Here is a 16,238-nt window from a genome sequence, read left to right on the forward strand (position 1 = left end):
AGCCGTTAAATTGTCGATTCCATTTTAAATGATAATAAAAGGTTATATTCCCTATTCCCTATTCCCTATTCCCTTCTCTCTAATATAATTCTAGCATTAATTTTTTCCGATATTCCTGGGTTAAAGGATGTTCGTCTCCGAGTAAATTGAAAATAGTTAACATCGCTTTTTTTGCGGCATCTTCTTTGAATTTACGATGGGTTGCCACAATCTCTAAAAACAAAGATAAAGCCTCGGAATATACCTGATCTAAAGTCAATTGACAGGCTTTAGCATAATTCTGTTCTAATTCGCTATCTCCAGAGGCGGTAGCATCTTTTTTAAATTGAATTAATTGTTTCAACGCCTGAGCTTTCAGAAAAAATTCTCGCTGATCTTCTGGAATTGTATTTAACAGTTTTTCAGCATTTTCAAATTGGTTTAACACAATTAAAAAATTACCCGCTTCTAACACCACCTCCGGTCGATCTGGATAGACAGAAAATAGCTGATCAAGTAATTGTTTAGCTTGGGGAAATTTTCGATCAGTAATTGCATTTTTTAACGCTTCTAAACTCCGTTCAAAATCAGATTTTAAATTCATTTGACTCAGGGTTTGCCGAATTTTGATTTCCGTTAAAGCACCAACAAAACCTGGACGCACTTCTCCTTGATCAACAATTCTGACATCGGGTACACCTTCGACTTGATATTCACTTGCTAATTCAGGATTTTGATCAATATCAATTTTTGCTAAAATAAAATCGTATTCTTTCACCAACTTTTCTAAGATTGGTTTTAAAATTTGGCAAGGGCCACACCAAGTGGCATAAAAGTCTATCAATACAGGTTTTTCATAGGAAACCTTGATGATCTCTTGCTCAAAGTTAGATTGATTAACATCGATCGCATATCCCATCTGACAAATCCTCCGATTGACTGCGTTTCCTATTTTATCCTAAATGTTCCGAGTTATGACTTATAATTTATGAAAAAATTGATTCCCACTCTCAACGGTTGAAACTATTATGAACAGATTATTTTATGGTTGAAAATGGCATTATATCAAACGGAAATTGTCAATCAAGATTGTAAAAATTAAGGAAAATATAAGTTATAAAAGTTTAGCAGGCGATCGCCTTACCCTCACCTATCAGAAAAATGGGGCGGTTGGGGACACCCTAATTAATGAAAAAAACGAGTCTTAGAAAATTGGCCTGTTTTAGAAACTCCTGAGATGCAAAAAAGCTCTATAGTGGCCAAATGGAGATCAAGGTTCCTCAACAACCCCCATGGGGACTGCGAGGGACTTTAATCGGGCTAACTTGGGGGTCTTGAAGGTAATTTAATTCTAAATGTATTGAAATTCAGGCATGATTCATGTACAATCTTGACAGAAATTGATTTCAAACCCCAAATCATGGCCAGAAAATTTGGTTTCTGGCTTTTGCAGAGTATTTTTGATAAAACTTGAGATCAACTGGGTTGAAACTGTAAACAATAGAGGTATTTATGTCTAAAAAAATGATTGGCGGAATCTTAGTTTTTCTAGGTTTTATGATGTCTCCGTTGTGCTGGTGGAATGATTTAATTTTTAACTTACCTATTGCTTATGGGTTTGGATATGTTTTTAGCAAATTGTCTCAAGACTTATTTTTTCCTAGTTCTATTTTAGGATATTGGCTCTCTAATTTAGTGGGAATTTTACTCATGCAATATGGAGCCATGAATGTCGTTGAATCTTCGACTCCTGAACGAAATATCAAGAAAGATTTAGCAATAGGTGTATTTTCATCAACCGCTTTTACTCTGGTTATGGTAGCATTAGTTCAGTCTAATGTGATTGACCTTTCACTGTTACCTCATTAGATTGTAAATCTGTGCATTTTAAGGAAAGATTATGTCTAATTTGAACCCAAATAAACTGTCATTTTGGGACTGCAATTCTGTTCAACAGTGGTTTATCCTGCATTGGCGGTTTTTAATATTAGGCATTTCTTTACCTTTACTTTTGTTTGGAATTCTAGCTTTAAAAGTCGGTGAAAATGCCAGTGGTTTTTCCTGGGATCTGTCGATTTTATCTGCAATTCATTCCACCTGGCAACCAGAAATTGAACCCTTAGTTATCATTTTAACTTCTCTTGGTATATTCCCTAGAATTGGGTTACTAGACCTCTTGCAAAAAAAATCTATGCTATAATAAAAAATTTTCACTTTCAGACTAAGAGTGTCAACTCATAATTAGACCTCTTGCAAAAAAAATCTATGCTATAATAAAAAATTTTCACTTTCAGACTAAGAGTGTCAACTCATAATTATAAATGGCTGACAACAAATTACAACGAAGACCATAACGGCGACGACGATTTCGATAACGACTCGATAAGATCCTGAAAATTTTGAGGCTCCGATTAACGTGTTCAATCACAATTCGTTGATGAGCCAAAGCTTGATTATAGTCTTTTTCTAAGACCGAAAGATTGCCATTTTTGGGTTTCTTTTTGGGTACATAGCTATTCAAGTGATAATCCTTAATCCCTTGATAGCCACTATCTTGTAAACTATCAGTTTGGGGGTGAAAATGAATTTTGCTTTTTTTGAATAAGCTGAAATCGTGGCAATGTCCTTGTCCAAAATCTGTACAAATAATCTGTTTAGTTTCTTGATCAATTACTAACTGAATTTTGAGCGTGTGATGTTTTTTCTTTCCTGAGTAACATTTTTTCTGTTTTTCATTAAAGTTGATTCAATATTAGCAACAATTCGGCAAATAGTTGATTCTGATACTCCCCAATTTGTCCCAATATGAAAATATGTTCTGTATTCTCGCCAATACTCCAAGGCTACTAAAACTTGCTCTTGGAGAGTCAGGCAGGTGTGACGTCCTCTCCTATCTTTAGGATGTTCTAACCTGAACTGCTCTATGGCATTAACCATTGCTTGAAAGGTTTGAATCTTGACACCAAATCTCCGTTTAAATTCAGGAGGTTTCAAATTTAGATAAAATTGAGTGTTCATCGCAGAGTTATTGTCTTAATTCACTTTCAATTTTTACCATTTTATGGAGTTTTTAGCAAAAGTTTGTGAAGAATGGTTAGTCTCTGGGATTTTATGAAATTGAGCAAAACTCACCATAATACCATAAAATTATTTTGCAAGAGTTCTAATTAAAACCAGGGGTTTGTATTGCCGTCGAACCTGGAGAAATTCACGAAATTAGTAATACAGGAAATACAGATTTAATTTTAACCTATTTCGGTTTACGCTCCTAACCCGTAGTAAGCCCTTCAGGGCTTTCTTCCCACTTTAACAGTACCTCGGCAATCGTAGTAAGCCCTTCAGGGCTTTCTTCCCACTTTAACAGTACCTCGGCAATAAATCGCAACAACGGTTTAGGATGCGATGAATCGCAACAACTAGGATGCGATGAATCGCAACAACTAGGATGCGATGAATCGCAACAACGGTGTTGGTTTAATTGTTGATAGGATTAAAATAATTTTTGATAATATTAATAATCCGTTCGGAAGCGTGACCATCTCCAAAGGGATTAATCGCATTTGCCATGTTTTGATAGGCAATTTCACTGTTTAATAATAGACTCGCTTCTGTAAAAATATCCTGTGCTTCTATTCCGACTAATTTAGCGGTTCCCGCTTCCACAGCTTCAGGACGTTCTGTAGTTGTTCTTAATACTAATACCGGTTTTCCTAAACTGGGTGCTTCCTCTTGTAATCCCCCGGAATCCGTTAATACAAAATAACAGCGATCAATCGCCGCCACTAATTCGGTATAATCTAAAGGTTCGGTGAGAAATATTCGGGGATGATTACCTAATTTTTCGGTTAAAGGTTCCCTAACCGTTGGATTTTTATGTAAAGGTAATAATAGGGCCGTATCAGGAAATTCATTCAGAATTTTTAGGAATCCTTCCGCGATTCCTTCTAAGGGTTTTCCCCAATTTTCCCGCCGATGAACTGTGGCTAAAATTAACCGATAGTCCCTATTTTCTAATTCAGGAATATGGAATTGAGGTTGTTGTTTAGCAACGGATAATAAAGCATCAATAACTGTATTTCCAGTGTGATGAATTTCTCCTAAAACTCCAGAATTTTTCAGGTTTTGAACTCCTTGAGTCGTGGGGGCAAAATGTAATTGGGTTAACTGAGAAATTAACCGCCGATTAGCTTCTTCAGGATAGGGATTAAACACATCATTGGTGCGTAATCCGGCTTCAACATGACCAACGGGAATTTTTTGATAAAAAGCGGCTAAACTTGCAGCAAAAGCCGTGGTTGTATCTCCTTGAACTAATACTAAATGGGGATTTAATTGTTTGAATAAATCTTCTAATCCCCGTAAACTTTTACAGGTAATATCCGTTAAGGTTTGCCGCGCTTGCATGATGTCTAAATCTTGGTCTGCGGTTAAATTGAATAACGTCATCACCTGGGCCACCATTTCTCGATGTTGACCAGTTAAAACCACCTGGGTATCAAATCCAGACGTTTGTTTTAACTGTTGAATTACAGGGGCTAATTTAATCGCTTCTGGGCGAGTCCCAAAAACCACAGTAACTCGGAGAGGAATAGGGAACATAATCATTAATAATTGTCAATAAAAAGTTAAATGAATTAGAGAATTTATCAAGGTTTAACTATCCATTTTCCCTTTATTAAGGGAGGATCACTTTAAGATTGTTTGACTTCTAAGGTTCTAATTCTGTTGATAGCCGCAGCTAATTCAAATCGTCTGAATATTGCTAAATCTCCTTGGGGAAATGGGGCAATAATATCTAATCCTTTGGTAGCAATATCATTCATAATTTGATCTAAAATTTGAGGTAGGGTTTTCTCTCCATTAATATACTGTTGTTTAGCATAAACCATTGCTGCCGCGATCGCGCGTAATTGATCTTGAGAAACCAATTGTTCCACCGCAGAAACATCAATATCTTCGGTTCCAAATAACACCTCATCCACATCCCTAACCTTCACCCGCACATCCCAACGTCCCCGACTGGGGTCTAAACTTTCAGAAAGAGGAATTCGCGGACGAATAACACCAAAGTTTTCACCCCCTTCTAAGGTGCGACCCGTACTATATTGATGGGCAATTTCTTTGGCTTTTGCCGTTAATTCTAAGGCTTGAAAATTCTCCATTCCGATTACTTGATCTGCGACATCAAAATAATCCCCACTGCCTCCCATGACTAAAATAGTAGACACAGAATAATCATGATAAAGTTGGCGAACTTTATCAATAAAAGGAGTAATAGGTTCTTGATCTTTAGAAATTAATGCTTGCATTCGGCGATCGCGAATCATAAAATTAGTGGCGGCGGTATCTTCATCTACTAATAATACAGCCGGAATTGAAGGAGGATTTTCAGCTAAAACCAATGCCTCTAATGCCTCCATAATATTAGCAGATTGGGAGGTACTTCCACTAGCATTTTCCGTGGAGAATTGCGTTGTCGAACGACCTTGAGGTAATTGATTAATAAATGCAGAAATATCCACTCCTGCCACACTGCGACCATCCTCTGCCCTAATTTTTACCGCCGATGGATTGGTAATTACAAATTCCCGACCATCCCCAGGAATATGATTATAAACCCCTAATTCAATTGCTTTTAATAAGGTTGATTTCCCATGATAACCGCCACCGACAATTAAACTGATTCCTTGAGAAATTCCCATGCCTTTAATTAATCCTTGGTTGGGACAATTAAACTCCACTTCTAAGGATTTTGGGGATTGAAAATTAATCACATTTTCTGTCAAAGGACGACTATCAACCCCACTTTTACGGGGTAAAATTGCACCATTGGCGACAAAGGCAACTAACGCTTTTTCGGCTAATTGTTCCCGTAAATAATCCGCATCTTCTGCCGTTTCAATATGACGTTTAATAGCCTGTTTATCTAAATTTTGATATCTTAAAGATCGGTCTACCAGGCTGGGAATATCATCACAAATCATCATCGTGGCTTGACGACCTAAAATATTGCGTCCCCGGGCAGGAAGTCCGACAAAAAAACGCATTTCTACCCCTTTTTCTGAAGTAGAAGCGGCCGTCCGTTCTAATATTTCTTGACCCATTTTTGTCACCGCAATCATGCCACTTTTGCCCGTTCCCCGATGGCTACTAATCTCGATTGCATTTTGATCAAATTCCCGAATTAGATAGTCTCGCAGGGCAATTTCACGGCTGTGAGTGCGGTATAATTCAGCAGGAAATCCGGCAATTGTTGGGGGAATTTGAACACGGAATTTACTCGGTGCAGCAAAGGGATCGCCTTGAACATAATCAATAATTAGGGTGAAATTGGGAAATTCATAAGTCCCTACAATATCTTTATAAGCTTTATAACCTCGATTATCCAGATCAAATAATAGCTGTCGTAGGTTTTCTTGAGTCTTCATATTAGATCATAAATAATTGATTTAATTAAGGGAATGGGGAATATTAAAGGGGGTCTGACTATTTAGAAGTTCAGCAACTACATTATAAATGATTGTGGCTGATCCTTCAAAAAAGTTGGGATCTAAATTAGCCATTGTATCACTAGGTTGATGATAATGGGGCGATCGCAAATTCGCCGTATCGGTGATTAAAACCGCCGGAATACCTTGATACCAAAAGGGAGCATGATCACTGCGTAAAACATCCGGTGTGAGCAAACCTTTTAAGGGAATAGGTACAGCTACAAGGGGCGGAAATTGAACGGAATTAGAGGTTGATATTTTAATGGATTGACCGACCCTTTGAAACACTTTTAATAGGGATAAATTTTGAATTTCTCCCACTACGGTTAAAAATTCTCCTCGGTCTGGAAATTCAACTCCAGCAGCTTCTAAAAGGGGAGTTATAGCAATTCCTGAAGGATAGGTTTGACAGCCGGGTAAATGACAGGCATAACCTACCATATCTAATATAATTGCCGCTTGTAAATTTGTCAAATTTTGGGTTTTTTCCGTAAAGGCAAAACTTCCTAAAAGCCCGACTTCTTCTTGATCAAAAAAGACAATCTTTAAGCCCCGAAGTGTGTTTTTTTGAGCCAATAAACGGGCGATTTCTAAAATTACCGCTACCCCACTGGCGTTATCATTAGCACCCGGAGAATTGGGAACAGTATCATAATGGGCAGCGAGTAAGATTACTCCGGCTTTTGGATCGGTTCCTGGGTGTTCCGCTACAATATTAACACCTTGATCAAAGGATTGTAAACTGGGAGCAAAGTTGAATAATTCCAATTGTTTGATCAAATAATTTCGCACCCTTTCTCGATCAGAATCTTGAAATCTTTCTCCTACTAACACTTTAATATGACTCCATAGTTGAGGCGGATCAATTGTATCTAGTTGAGGAGATATCAAGGCAGGAGAAGGTGTAATTTGAGTTTGAGAATGGGAGGAAATTGACTCTATTTTATCATCGGGCAATCCAGCATAACATCCGACAATAATTCCGATGGCAATTCCCATCCACAAAAAAATCTTAATCCACGGTTTTACCTTCATTCCAAATTGAAATTAATCGGTTTACTGGTTAGCTTAAATTGCTTCTCCTCTATTTTAACATAGGGAATATTTATGGTTTCTAATTCCAATAATTGAGGATGTTTAGGCAGCCAGTTTTCAGAAATAGGTTGAAAATTTTCTGCGTTTTTACATAATAAAAAAATTTCTTCTTCTAAACTATTAGCCAATTGATTAATACGATCACAATTTTTTTTAAGTTCAATCCAATTTTTTTGAGCCTGAAAGCGATTAATTTGAGCCTGTTTAACGGCGAGTTTAGCCCTAACTTGTCTTAATTTAATCCGAGTGGCTTGAATTTCTTGATCGAGTTGTTGTAAATTCAATGACCAACGCTGGGCTTCGTCTTGGGTTTGTTGTTGTAAGGTGGCTAAGGATTCAGGGGAAGAATCCGAGGAAAATAAAACAGTAACATGAAAGTTAGAACGCTTACTTCTTAACCTATTATATTCAGCTTTGACCGCATTAATTTGATCTTTAATCGCGTCCCATTCTGTTTGTAAATTTTCTAAAGTTTGGCTCATTTGATCATTTCCTTTGAGTATTTAAGCAAAAATAACGGTTCGATTTCCATAGACTAACACGCGATTTTGGATGTGTAAACGAACCGCCCTAGCTAAAACTAATCGTTCTAAATCCTTGCCTTTTCTGATTAAATCTGCTACGGTGTCCCGATGACTAACCCGCACGACATCCTGTTCAATAATTGGCCCTTAGTCTAAATCTGCGGTTACATAATGGGCGGTTGCACCGATAATTTTAACCCCGCGTTCGTGCGCTCTTTGATAGGGATTGGCCCCGGCAAAAGCGGGGAGAAATGAATGATGAATATTGATGATTTGGGAGAAGTTTTCGACAATTTTGGGAGTTAAAATCTGCATATATTTAGGGAGAACTACTAAATCAATACCTTTTTGGTCGGGACAAGAAACTAATAAGGTTGCTGTAGGTAGGTTCATTATCAACTCTTATTGATTATATTTAATCAATATTATACCAAACGTTGTTGCGCTTAAGCGCATCTTGATTGAAATAAAATAATAAGATGCGCTTAAGCGCAACAACTTAGGGACATGATTTTAATTGTGTTAATAGTAATACTATTTCATCAACTGCTTGTCTGAGTTCTTGAGGAGATAAGTTGCTTTGATTAATGGTAATACTAAAAACTAATGGTTGATAATTTGGGGATGAAATATACCCCGCTAAGGATGTAACTCCGGTTAAAGTTCCAGTTTTAGCTTGTATAATTCCTGTAGCAGAATTGTCTTTAAACCGTGCTTTTAAAGTTCCACTAACTCCCCCTATCGGGAGAGAATTTCTATATAATTCTGCATTAGAAGAAGCCGCCATAATTCTCAAGGTTTGTACTAATGTTAAGGGCGTAACTAAATTATTTCGAGATAGTCCTGAACCATCAAATAATTGATAATTATTAGGATTAATTCCTAATTTACTTAAAATTAATTTGATTTCTTTTAATCCTGATTCTACGCTATCGGAACGAGAATTTTGCGCCCCCAATGTTCTTAATAGAGATTCAGCAAAAACATTATTACTTTCCAAATTCAGGGTTTTAATTAATTCAGATAAAGGTGGAGATTCTACAAATGCTAATTCTGATTCTGGATAGGAAAAATTAGAAGAAATTGAGGTTTCTAATACTTTGATTCCAGAATTAATTAAAATTTTCTGGAATTGTTGGATAAAGTTATTGGTTGGTTCGATAACAGCCGCATAAACTGGTTCTGGTTCTCCATTAACTCTTAATTGTCCTGAAACCCTAATAATAGGTTGGCTTAAATCTCGTCCAATATTAACAAATTCCGGTTGATTTTCTCTAACAGTTTGTGTTTGATTATCTATTGTCCATCCCGTTGCTTGTTCGGGACGTACCCAGGTAACTTTTAATGGTTGTCCTACGGTTTGTGGAGAAAGAGTTAAATCTAGGGAATTTTGATTTAAGATTAAACTATTAATTGGTGCGCCATAACCCGCTTGTATGTCTTCCCATTGCCAAGTTGAATGTATGGGCGAACCCGTAAAATAACTATCTACAGCTATTAATTGATTAATCTGATTTATGCCTCGATTTTTTAACTGTTGGGCTAAATCTTGCAGTTGAATTTCTGTTAAGCTGGGGTCGCCTCTCCCGACAATATAAATATTACCTTGACTATCTCCATAAATAGAAGTTCTAATCCTAAAATTTGCTCCTAATTTTTGTAAGGCGGCGGCAGTGGTTAATAGTTTAACGGTGGAAGCGGGAATAAAATAATATTGACTATCTCGCTCATAAAGGGTTATATTTGTAGTTAGGGTTTCTATTAAAATTCCCCACCTAGAGTGTTGAAATTGAGGACGATTTGCGATCGCATTAATTGTAGGTTCTAGTTCCCCAGGACAAAGGTTTTTAGCCAGGGAATTTGTTTGACCCCAAACGGGCTGGGATAAACTTAATAGGGATATTAAACTACTGAATAAAAAATTTTTCATGATAATTTTCCAGAAACCGAGTTTATAATAAACTGAGCAATTTTCAAACTTCCTCCAGGTTTTCCCATGCGCTGTTCTCCATTATTTAAACATAATTTTAAATACTCGGTATTTTCTAAGGTTTGCTTGACTTTTTGGGCAGTTTGATTTAAGATAGAATCATCCGCAGGTTTAGTTCCGATTAGTTGAATTGATAATCCTAATAATCTTAACTGTGCCTCGGCAAACCGATAGGTAAATGCGGGGCCATTCCCAGGAATTGTAATCACAGGTTTGCCCAAACCGACCGCTTGTTCGTTCGCAGTTCCCGCCATTCCTAGAACTAAATTAGCCGCGTTTAGAATATCGGCAAAACTATCAGAATAACAAATAACCTCTAAACCATTTTTATTAGTTAATCTGCCGTTTTGATGTTGCCAATTTAAACATATTGCAATTTGATCTAATTCTGCCATTAAACTCCCCACCGCAGCTACCCGAAATTGAATTTTTTGGGAACTAATTTGATCAATCATTTCCACTAATTTTAACAGCAAGATTAAATTATTTCTAGCTTCAGGAATACGAGAACCAGGAAGCAACGCAATCATTAGGGATGCAGAATCAAGGTTTAAATTAACTCCCCTGGGAGTCAGATTATCCATCATGGGAGTCCCGACAAATTGAGCTTTTCTAATTCCTTGTTTTTGTAAATCCTCTGCGGTAAAATTATCACGGGTAAATATAGCTAAACAGCGAGGAGAATTAAGAAAAAACGGCAGAATTAACCCTAAATTTAGTTTACCTTCATAATAACTAGAATAGGCAGATAGAAAAATTATATAGGGTTTTTTTGTGAAATAAGCGATCGCAGCCACCACAATATCTCCCGTCACCATTAAAATATCATAATCCTTAGCCTGTTTCCAAATAATTTTTAATTGTTTCCCCAATAAACCAATTAAACCCGATGCAATATCCTGTAAAAAAACCAAAGGATTCATATATAAAAATCCTCCCGATGGCAAAGTTCGAGTCGGGGTCAAAATTGTAACTCCCAACTCTTTATAAATATTACCCTCTCCCACAATAGGAACGGCGGCCATTTCAACATTTATATCTAAAGATAATAACGGCTTAATAATCTCCCCATTACAAGTATCCTCACCGTGACCATTACTTAAAAATAAAATTCGTTGATTATTCATAAAACCATGCTATAATTATCTGAAAGTATTCGTCAATTTAAGATTTAATTCATCTAATGATCAATTTTTGATCAATTTTTATGTAAAATGAAAACTGACAATTTTATCAAACATAACCCCAACCGTGAAATTTTTTGTCTATCATACTCCTGAACTAGCCCCTGCGAATGTTCTTCCCGACTGTGCCATCGTCGTGGACGTACTACGCGCCACCACCACCATTGCCACCGCTTTAAACGCTGGAGCCGAGGCGGTGCAGGTTTTCAGTGACATTGACTCGTTGCTGCAAACCAGCGAAAACTGGCCAGCCGATAAACGCATCCGGGTCGGTGAAAGGGGTGGGGCCAAGGTAGAAGGATTTGATTTAGGCAATTCTCCCCTGAGTTGTACCCCAGAATTTGTCAAAAACAAACGATTGTTTATGACCACCACCAACGGAACCCGCAGTTTAGAAAGGATACAAGCCACCCCGGTCGTCTTGACCGCCGCTTTTATTAATCGACGGGCCATTGTGGAATATTTGATCGCCAAAAGTCCAGAAACCGTTTGGGTATTAGGTTCTGGTTGGGAAGGTAGTTTTTCCCTCGAAGATACCGCCTGTGCCGGAGCAGTGGCCCAAAATTTAGTTCATGAAATGGGTTATCCTTTAGATGATTTTGCGGGAAATGATGAAGTTTTTGCCGCTATTTCCCTTTATTCCCAATGGCAAAATAACCTGTTTGAACTGTTAAATCATGCCAGTCATGGTCAACGATTATTACGTTTAGGGTGTTATGAAGACTTGCAGTATTGCGCCCAAGAGGATATTTTAGATGTGTTACCCATCCAAAAAGAACCCGGAGTTTTAGTTAAATCAGACATCAAAAAACAAAACTGATAATTTTGGATAAAAGATGCTACAACTTAACTGAATGGTCTGCATTAATCGTTATCTTGATTACCGTCGGTGAATCAAAAATTTTACCCCCATTCTGATTCTGTAACTTCCCCATTTTTATCAATGGGGGAAATTTTCTATCGCAGCCCCGTTGCACTTCAAAACTTTTATTTAATGTTATCTACCTATTTACAAATCCTCAGCGATTCTCAGCCCCCTTTACCGACTTTAGATGATTTTGCCCAACGGATTAATCAAGAACACAAACAGTGTTTAGATTCTCCACAAACCTCCTTAATTCATGGGCGGAATGCGGGAGAATGGTTGCTGCACGTTCAAACTCAATTCTCCCCGGAACATTGGCAAGTTTGGTTTCAGGAACATTTCACCTTTTCCCAACAAACTGCCACCATGTATATGCAAATTGCCAGGAAAATGCCGGGGGTAAATCCAGGTATTTTTTCCTCAACAATTGATTCTATTTCTCAACCCACAAAAACTCTAGTTATTCCAATTATACCATATTCTCAAGCTCTTAATTCAACGGATGAAGTTAAAAATATTTCTGATAAATCCTCTCAAATTCTACCTCCAAAACCCGACTTTCCGTTATTAAATCCAGAGTGCCATGTAGAGACGTACCATGTAGAGACGCGCCATGGCACGTCTCTACCGGGGATTTCAACTGAATCAACCACTACAATTCAGGAACCATTAGAAATATTAGAATCTCCTGTAACTCGGATTCAAATTAACCCCAAAGAATCCAGTATTGATGTTGAATTTACTGCTATTAATCCCCCGGAACCTCCACCAATTGACCCGCCCAAACCCGATAAAAAACCCGTAGAAATTATTAAATTAATGATTCCTGGCGTTGTTGTTCCGAAAGCTCGTCCTCGGGTAACCAAAAATGGAACCTATTTACCGCCCCGTTATCGCGCTTGGCGAAATCATGCAGAAGTAGAAATATATCGGCAAATTTCAGAACAAAATATTACCCATAAATTTCCTTTACGCAAAGCAGCAATTGTGATTAAATTATTAGGAAATCATCGGACAAATTCCGATATTGATAATTTAGCAGGTGCTTGTTTAGATGCCTTAACCTTAAATGGTGCGGGGGTATTAATTGATGACCGTTTAAGTTGTTTACCCCAATTAACTGTTGAATTCGATCCCGATGCTAAAAAAACTGGGGTTTCCATTGAAATTGAACCGTTATAATTTTTTGATTCAAGTCTGAATATGAAAAGGGTTTTAGTTACGGGGGGAACTGGATTTTTAGGGCAGAAATTGGCGTTGAAATTACATTCTTTAGGTCAGGATGTTACTGTTTTAGGTCGTAACTTAATTATCGGCGATCGCTTATAGCAGGGAACAGCCCCCCAAACCCCCCGTGCACGGGGGGCTAGGGGGGGAGGGATCTGGGGGGAAAATACTTCACCGTCTGGGTTCCAATATCCGTCTGGTGTCCTAACTGCCTTGGCGATCGCTTACAACAATTAGGACTGAAATTTTTACCCGTTGATATTACAAATATGGAATGGATATATAAATACTTATTACCCGATCAAGAACCGCCTTTAACTCGTTATACTCTGGGTTTATTAGCCTTTAGTCAAACCTTGGATATGACATCGGCTAAAATTAAGTTAGGCTATGAACCTCGAATTTCGATGGAACAGGGGTTGGATGAGTTTGTGAGATGTTGGAAATTTTGATAGGATGCGCTGAAGCGCAACAACAAGCGACAACAAAATGATGTTAAAATTATTCCCTCCCATAGTTCTATGGATGAGTAAAATATCAAAGTATTGCCAGCCTCATCCCTGGTTGGTGATATACAAATTAACAATTACTAAAGTCTAATTCCCTAAAGGAATTTCAATTAAAAAGTTAGTTCCGGTTCCTAATACTGAAAAACAAGTAAGTTCTCCGTGGTGTTTATCCGTGACTAAATGATAGGCAATTGATAATCCTAAACTGGTGCCTTTTCCCTGTAATTGTGGGGGAATAAACGGATCAAAAATACTTTTCCGTTCTATTTCCGACATCCCAATTCCATTATCCGCAATCGAAATAGCCACGGTATTTTCATTTTCTAAATAGGTGCGAATAATAATCTTAGGTTGATCCACTAAATCATCCTTAAAACTGGTAGCTTCTAAACGATCAATGGTGTAGGTAAGTAAATTCATAAACACTTGATTTAGTTGTCCCGCATAGCAACCCACTTTGGGTAAAGCACTATATTCTTTAACTAAAGTAATACCCGATCTTCCGGCTTTTGCTTGCAAACGATTTTGTAAGATTAAGATTGTACTATCTAACCCTTCATGAATATCAACAAACTTCATTTGGGATTCATCTAAACGGGTGAAATGACGTAGCGATCGCACGACATCTCTAATTCGTTCAGCCCCAACTTTCATCGACTCTAACATCCGGGGTAAATCCTGCTTTAAAAAGCTCAAATTAACTTCTTCTATCTCATCGGCAATTTCAGGAACAATTTCAGGATAATACTGTTGATATAAGCTAACTAAATTCATTAAATCTTCAATATAATTTTTAGCATGAACAATATTTCCCGAAATAAAACTAACTGGATTATTAATTTCATGGGCAATTCCAGCCACCAACTGCCCCAAAGATGACATTTTTTCGGTTTGAATTAGTTGGGTTTGGGTGCGTTGAAGTTGAGTTAAAATAGTTTCTAATTCGGCTCGTCGTTTCGCTTCTTGTTCTTCACTTTGGCGTAATGCCTGTTCCATTTGTTGACGTTCCGTAATATCTAAACCCACAAAAACCGCCGCCGAACCTCGGTGATATTTTTGGGCGACAATTAAATAGGTGCAAGGAAGTCCTCGGACATTTGCTGTTAATTCCCGTGAACTTTTCCAATGATCTTGAGCAAAAAATTCATAGACAAATTGATTAAATTCTGGGCTAGTTTGGAGAAATCCCACCTCTTTCCCGATAAAGGTTTCCGCCGGAACATTGTAAGAATTAGCTAAATGGCGATTCACCCCTAAATATTTCAAATCGGAACTAATCCAAGAAACTAATCCGGGGACGGCATTTAATACCGCTTCTAATTGATCCTTGGAGGCTAAAATGGCAGAGGAAGTGGCTTTTTGTTCAGAAATATCATGGGCAAAACCACAAATTAAGGGCAAACCTGGAACTGAAACTGAACCTAATTCGGTTTCAACGGTTAAAGTGGGATCGGAGGACTCTAATTCTAAATAATTAATTTTAAAATTAACCGGAAAAATGGAACCGGATTTTCTTTGATAACTGGACTCAAAGGTTAATGATCCTTTTTGTTTCAATTCTTGGCAATATTCCTGCCAAACCACGGCGGTTAAATCGGGATCAATATTATGAATATTCAGTTGCAGTAATTCACTTTCTGTATAGCCCAACATCCGACAAGCGGATTGATTCACATAGCAAAAATTACCTTCTAAAGTCATCCAAAAAATAGCCGTTGCCGCCTGATCAAATGCCTTTTGAGTCAGTTTTAATTTTTCTTGTAATTGTTTTTGAGGCGTAATCACTTCCAAGTATAAAATTAACCCCCCAATCTCTCCCGATGCAGTTTGCCAAGGTTGCACTACCCATTTATTCCACTGAGTCGAACCCTGGGCTTGAGGGTGGTGGGTTTCCAGTTCCCAACGGGGCAATTTCCCCTCCAAAGATTGTTGGGCATTCTGATACCAAATTTCGGGTAAATGGGGAAACCATTGTTGATGAGCAGAACCGATTAAATTAATATTTCCTTCGCCATAGTCCTGTTGCCATTGGCGGGATACGGCTAAATATCGCAGTTGCGGGTCAACCATGGCCATCGCCGTCGGCAGATATTCCACGAAGCGACGGAAATAATCTGGATCAGAGTGGTCAGAATCTGGGGCACCGAACCCAGTCCCCGGTGGGTCAGAAGGGTTGGAAATAGTAGTGGGTTGAACTTGTTTATCCACGATTTGACACTCCCTCCGTCAAAATTGGGTTAGGAAAACTCCATTTGTTTATACAAGATGGAAGATATTGATTCATTGAAATTTAATATTACCCTGATGATGGGTCTTACCCTCCATTGTATAATTAATTGCCGGAGTTTGTCTATAAATTGAGCCTTTTTCCTGA

At 37.8% G+C, this 16,238-nt stretch carries 15 protein-coding genes and 2 pseudogenes; 7 read left to right on the plus strand and 10 right to left on the minus strand.

Annotated features, from left to right (window positions below; translation table 11 throughout):
- Nucleotides 1-79: 79 nt before the first annotated feature.
- Nucleotides 80-898: a tetratricopeptide repeat protein gene (locus tag NMG86_RS11325; protein WP_026786869.1), complete on the minus strand. Its 819-nt coding sequence runs from the start codon at nt 896-898 to the stop codon at nt 80-82.
- 157 nt (nt 899-1,055) lie between these two features.
- Here NMG86_RS11325 and NMG86_RS11330 point away from each other — a divergent pair, with 157 nt between their 5' ends.
- From NMG86_RS11330 to NMG86_RS11340, 3 genes are all read left to right on the plus strand, one after another.
- On the plus strand, nt 1,056-1,187 hold the full coding sequence (locus tag NMG86_RS11330) for a hypothetical protein (protein WP_267879829.1): 132 nt from the start codon (nt 1,056-1,058) through the stop codon (nt 1,185-1,187).
- A gap of 304 nt (nt 1,188-1,491) precedes the next feature.
- Entirely contained in the window at nt 1,492-1,848 is a 357-nt protein-coding gene (locus tag NMG86_RS11335) for a DUF7980 family protein (RefSeq protein ID WP_026786868.1), read from the plus strand.
- A 31-nt stretch (nt 1,849-1,879) separates the two neighbouring features.
- Nucleotides 1,880-2,179: a hypothetical protein gene (locus tag NMG86_RS11340; protein ID WP_026786867.1), complete on the plus strand. Its 300-nt coding sequence runs from the start codon at nt 1,880-1,882 to the stop codon at nt 2,177-2,179.
- Nucleotides 2,180-2,269: 90 nt separating this feature from the next.
- On the opposite strand, the pseudogene NMG86_RS11345 reads toward NMG86_RS11340, so the two are convergent.
- From NMG86_RS11345 to NMG86_RS11380, 8 genes and pseudogenes are all read right to left on the minus strand, one after another.
- Nucleotides 2,270-2,997 (minus strand): annotated as a pseudogene (locus NMG86_RS11345) (transposase family protein).
- Between the two features lie 456 nt (nt 2,998-3,453).
- Nucleotides 3,454-4,578, minus strand: coding sequence for a non-hydrolyzing UDP-N-acetylglucosamine 2-epimerase (gene wecB, locus NMG86_RS11350; RefSeq protein WP_026786866.1), 1,125 nt, complete (start codon nt 4,576-4,578; stop codon nt 3,454-3,456).
- A gap of 92 nt (nt 4,579-4,670) precedes the next feature.
- On the minus strand, nt 4,671-6,407 hold the full coding sequence (locus NMG86_RS11355) for an ABC-ATPase domain-containing protein (RefSeq protein WP_026797661.1): 1,737 nt from the start codon (nt 6,405-6,407) through the stop codon (nt 4,671-4,673).
- Nucleotides 6,408-6,428: 21 nt separating this feature from the next.
- Entirely contained in the window at nt 6,429-7,505 is a 1,077-nt protein-coding gene (locus NMG86_RS11360) for a M28 family peptidase (RefSeq protein ID WP_043938693.1), read from the minus strand.
- Nucleotides 7,502-8,047 (minus strand): hypothetical protein, encoded by a 546-nt coding sequence (locus NMG86_RS11365; RefSeq protein ID WP_026793883.1) that lies wholly within the window; start codon nt 8,045-8,047, stop codon nt 7,502-7,504. The genes NMG86_RS11360 and NMG86_RS11365 overlap by 4 nt, the downstream gene beginning before the upstream one ends.
- Before the next feature lie 21 nt (nt 8,048-8,068).
- Nucleotides 8,069-8,440 (minus strand): annotated as a pseudogene (locus NMG86_RS11370) (formyltetrahydrofolate deformylase); the annotation flags it as partial.
- 148 nt (nt 8,441-8,588) lie between these two features.
- Nucleotides 8,589-10,019: a D-alanyl-D-alanine carboxypeptidase/D-alanyl-D-alanine endopeptidase gene (dacB, locus tag NMG86_RS11375; protein ID WP_026797663.1), complete on the minus strand. Its 1,431-nt coding sequence runs from the start codon at nt 10,017-10,019 to the stop codon at nt 8,589-8,591.
- Nucleotides 10,016-11,206: a lipid-A-disaccharide synthase-related protein gene (locus NMG86_RS11380; RefSeq protein WP_026797664.1), complete on the minus strand. Its 1,191-nt coding sequence runs from the start codon at nt 11,204-11,206 to the stop codon at nt 10,016-10,018. Before NMG86_RS11380 ends, dacB begins: the two co-directional genes overlap by 4 nt.
- Before the next feature lie 124 nt (nt 11,207-11,330).
- Here NMG86_RS11380 and NMG86_RS11385 point away from each other — a divergent pair, with 124 nt between their 5' ends.
- The 4 genes from NMG86_RS11385 to NMG86_RS11400 all read left to right on the plus strand — a co-directional run bounded on the left by NMG86_RS11385 (nt 11,331) and on the right by NMG86_RS11400 (nt 13,807).
- A complete protein-coding gene (locus NMG86_RS11385) occupies nt 11,331-12,083 on the plus strand; it encodes a 2-phosphosulfolactate phosphatase family protein (protein WP_026793886.1) in 753 nt (250 codons plus the stop codon).
- A gap of 69 nt (nt 12,084-12,152) precedes the next feature.
- On the plus strand, nt 12,153-13,310 hold the full coding sequence (locus tag NMG86_RS11390) for a RusA family crossover junction endodeoxyribonuclease (protein WP_071782547.1): 1,158 nt from the start codon (nt 12,153-12,155) through the stop codon (nt 13,308-13,310).
- 21 nt (nt 13,311-13,331) lie between these two features.
- Nucleotides 13,332-13,457: an NAD-dependent epimerase/dehydratase family protein gene (locus NMG86_RS11395; RefSeq protein WP_173400989.1), complete on the plus strand. Its 126-nt coding sequence runs from the start codon at nt 13,332-13,334 to the stop codon at nt 13,455-13,457.
- A gap of 167 nt (nt 13,458-13,624) precedes the next feature.
- Entirely contained in the window at nt 13,625-13,807 is a 183-nt protein-coding gene (locus NMG86_RS11400) for a hypothetical protein (protein WP_026793888.1), read from the plus strand.
- 144 nt (nt 13,808-13,951) lie between these two features.
- Here the strand turns inward: NMG86_RS11400 and NMG86_RS11405 are convergent, their stop codons facing one another.
- A complete protein-coding gene (locus tag NMG86_RS11405; RefSeq protein WP_237746658.1) occupies nt 13,952-16,072 on the minus strand; it encodes a PAS domain S-box protein in 2,121 nt (706 codons plus the stop codon).
- Nucleotides 16,073-16,238 lie beyond the last annotated feature (166 nt).

Origin of the sequence: Planktothrix rubescens CCAP 1459/22, assembly GCA_904830895.1 — a bacterium.
GTDB lineage: Bacteria > Cyanobacteriota > Cyanobacteriia > Cyanobacteriales > Microcoleaceae > Planktothrix > Planktothrix agardhii.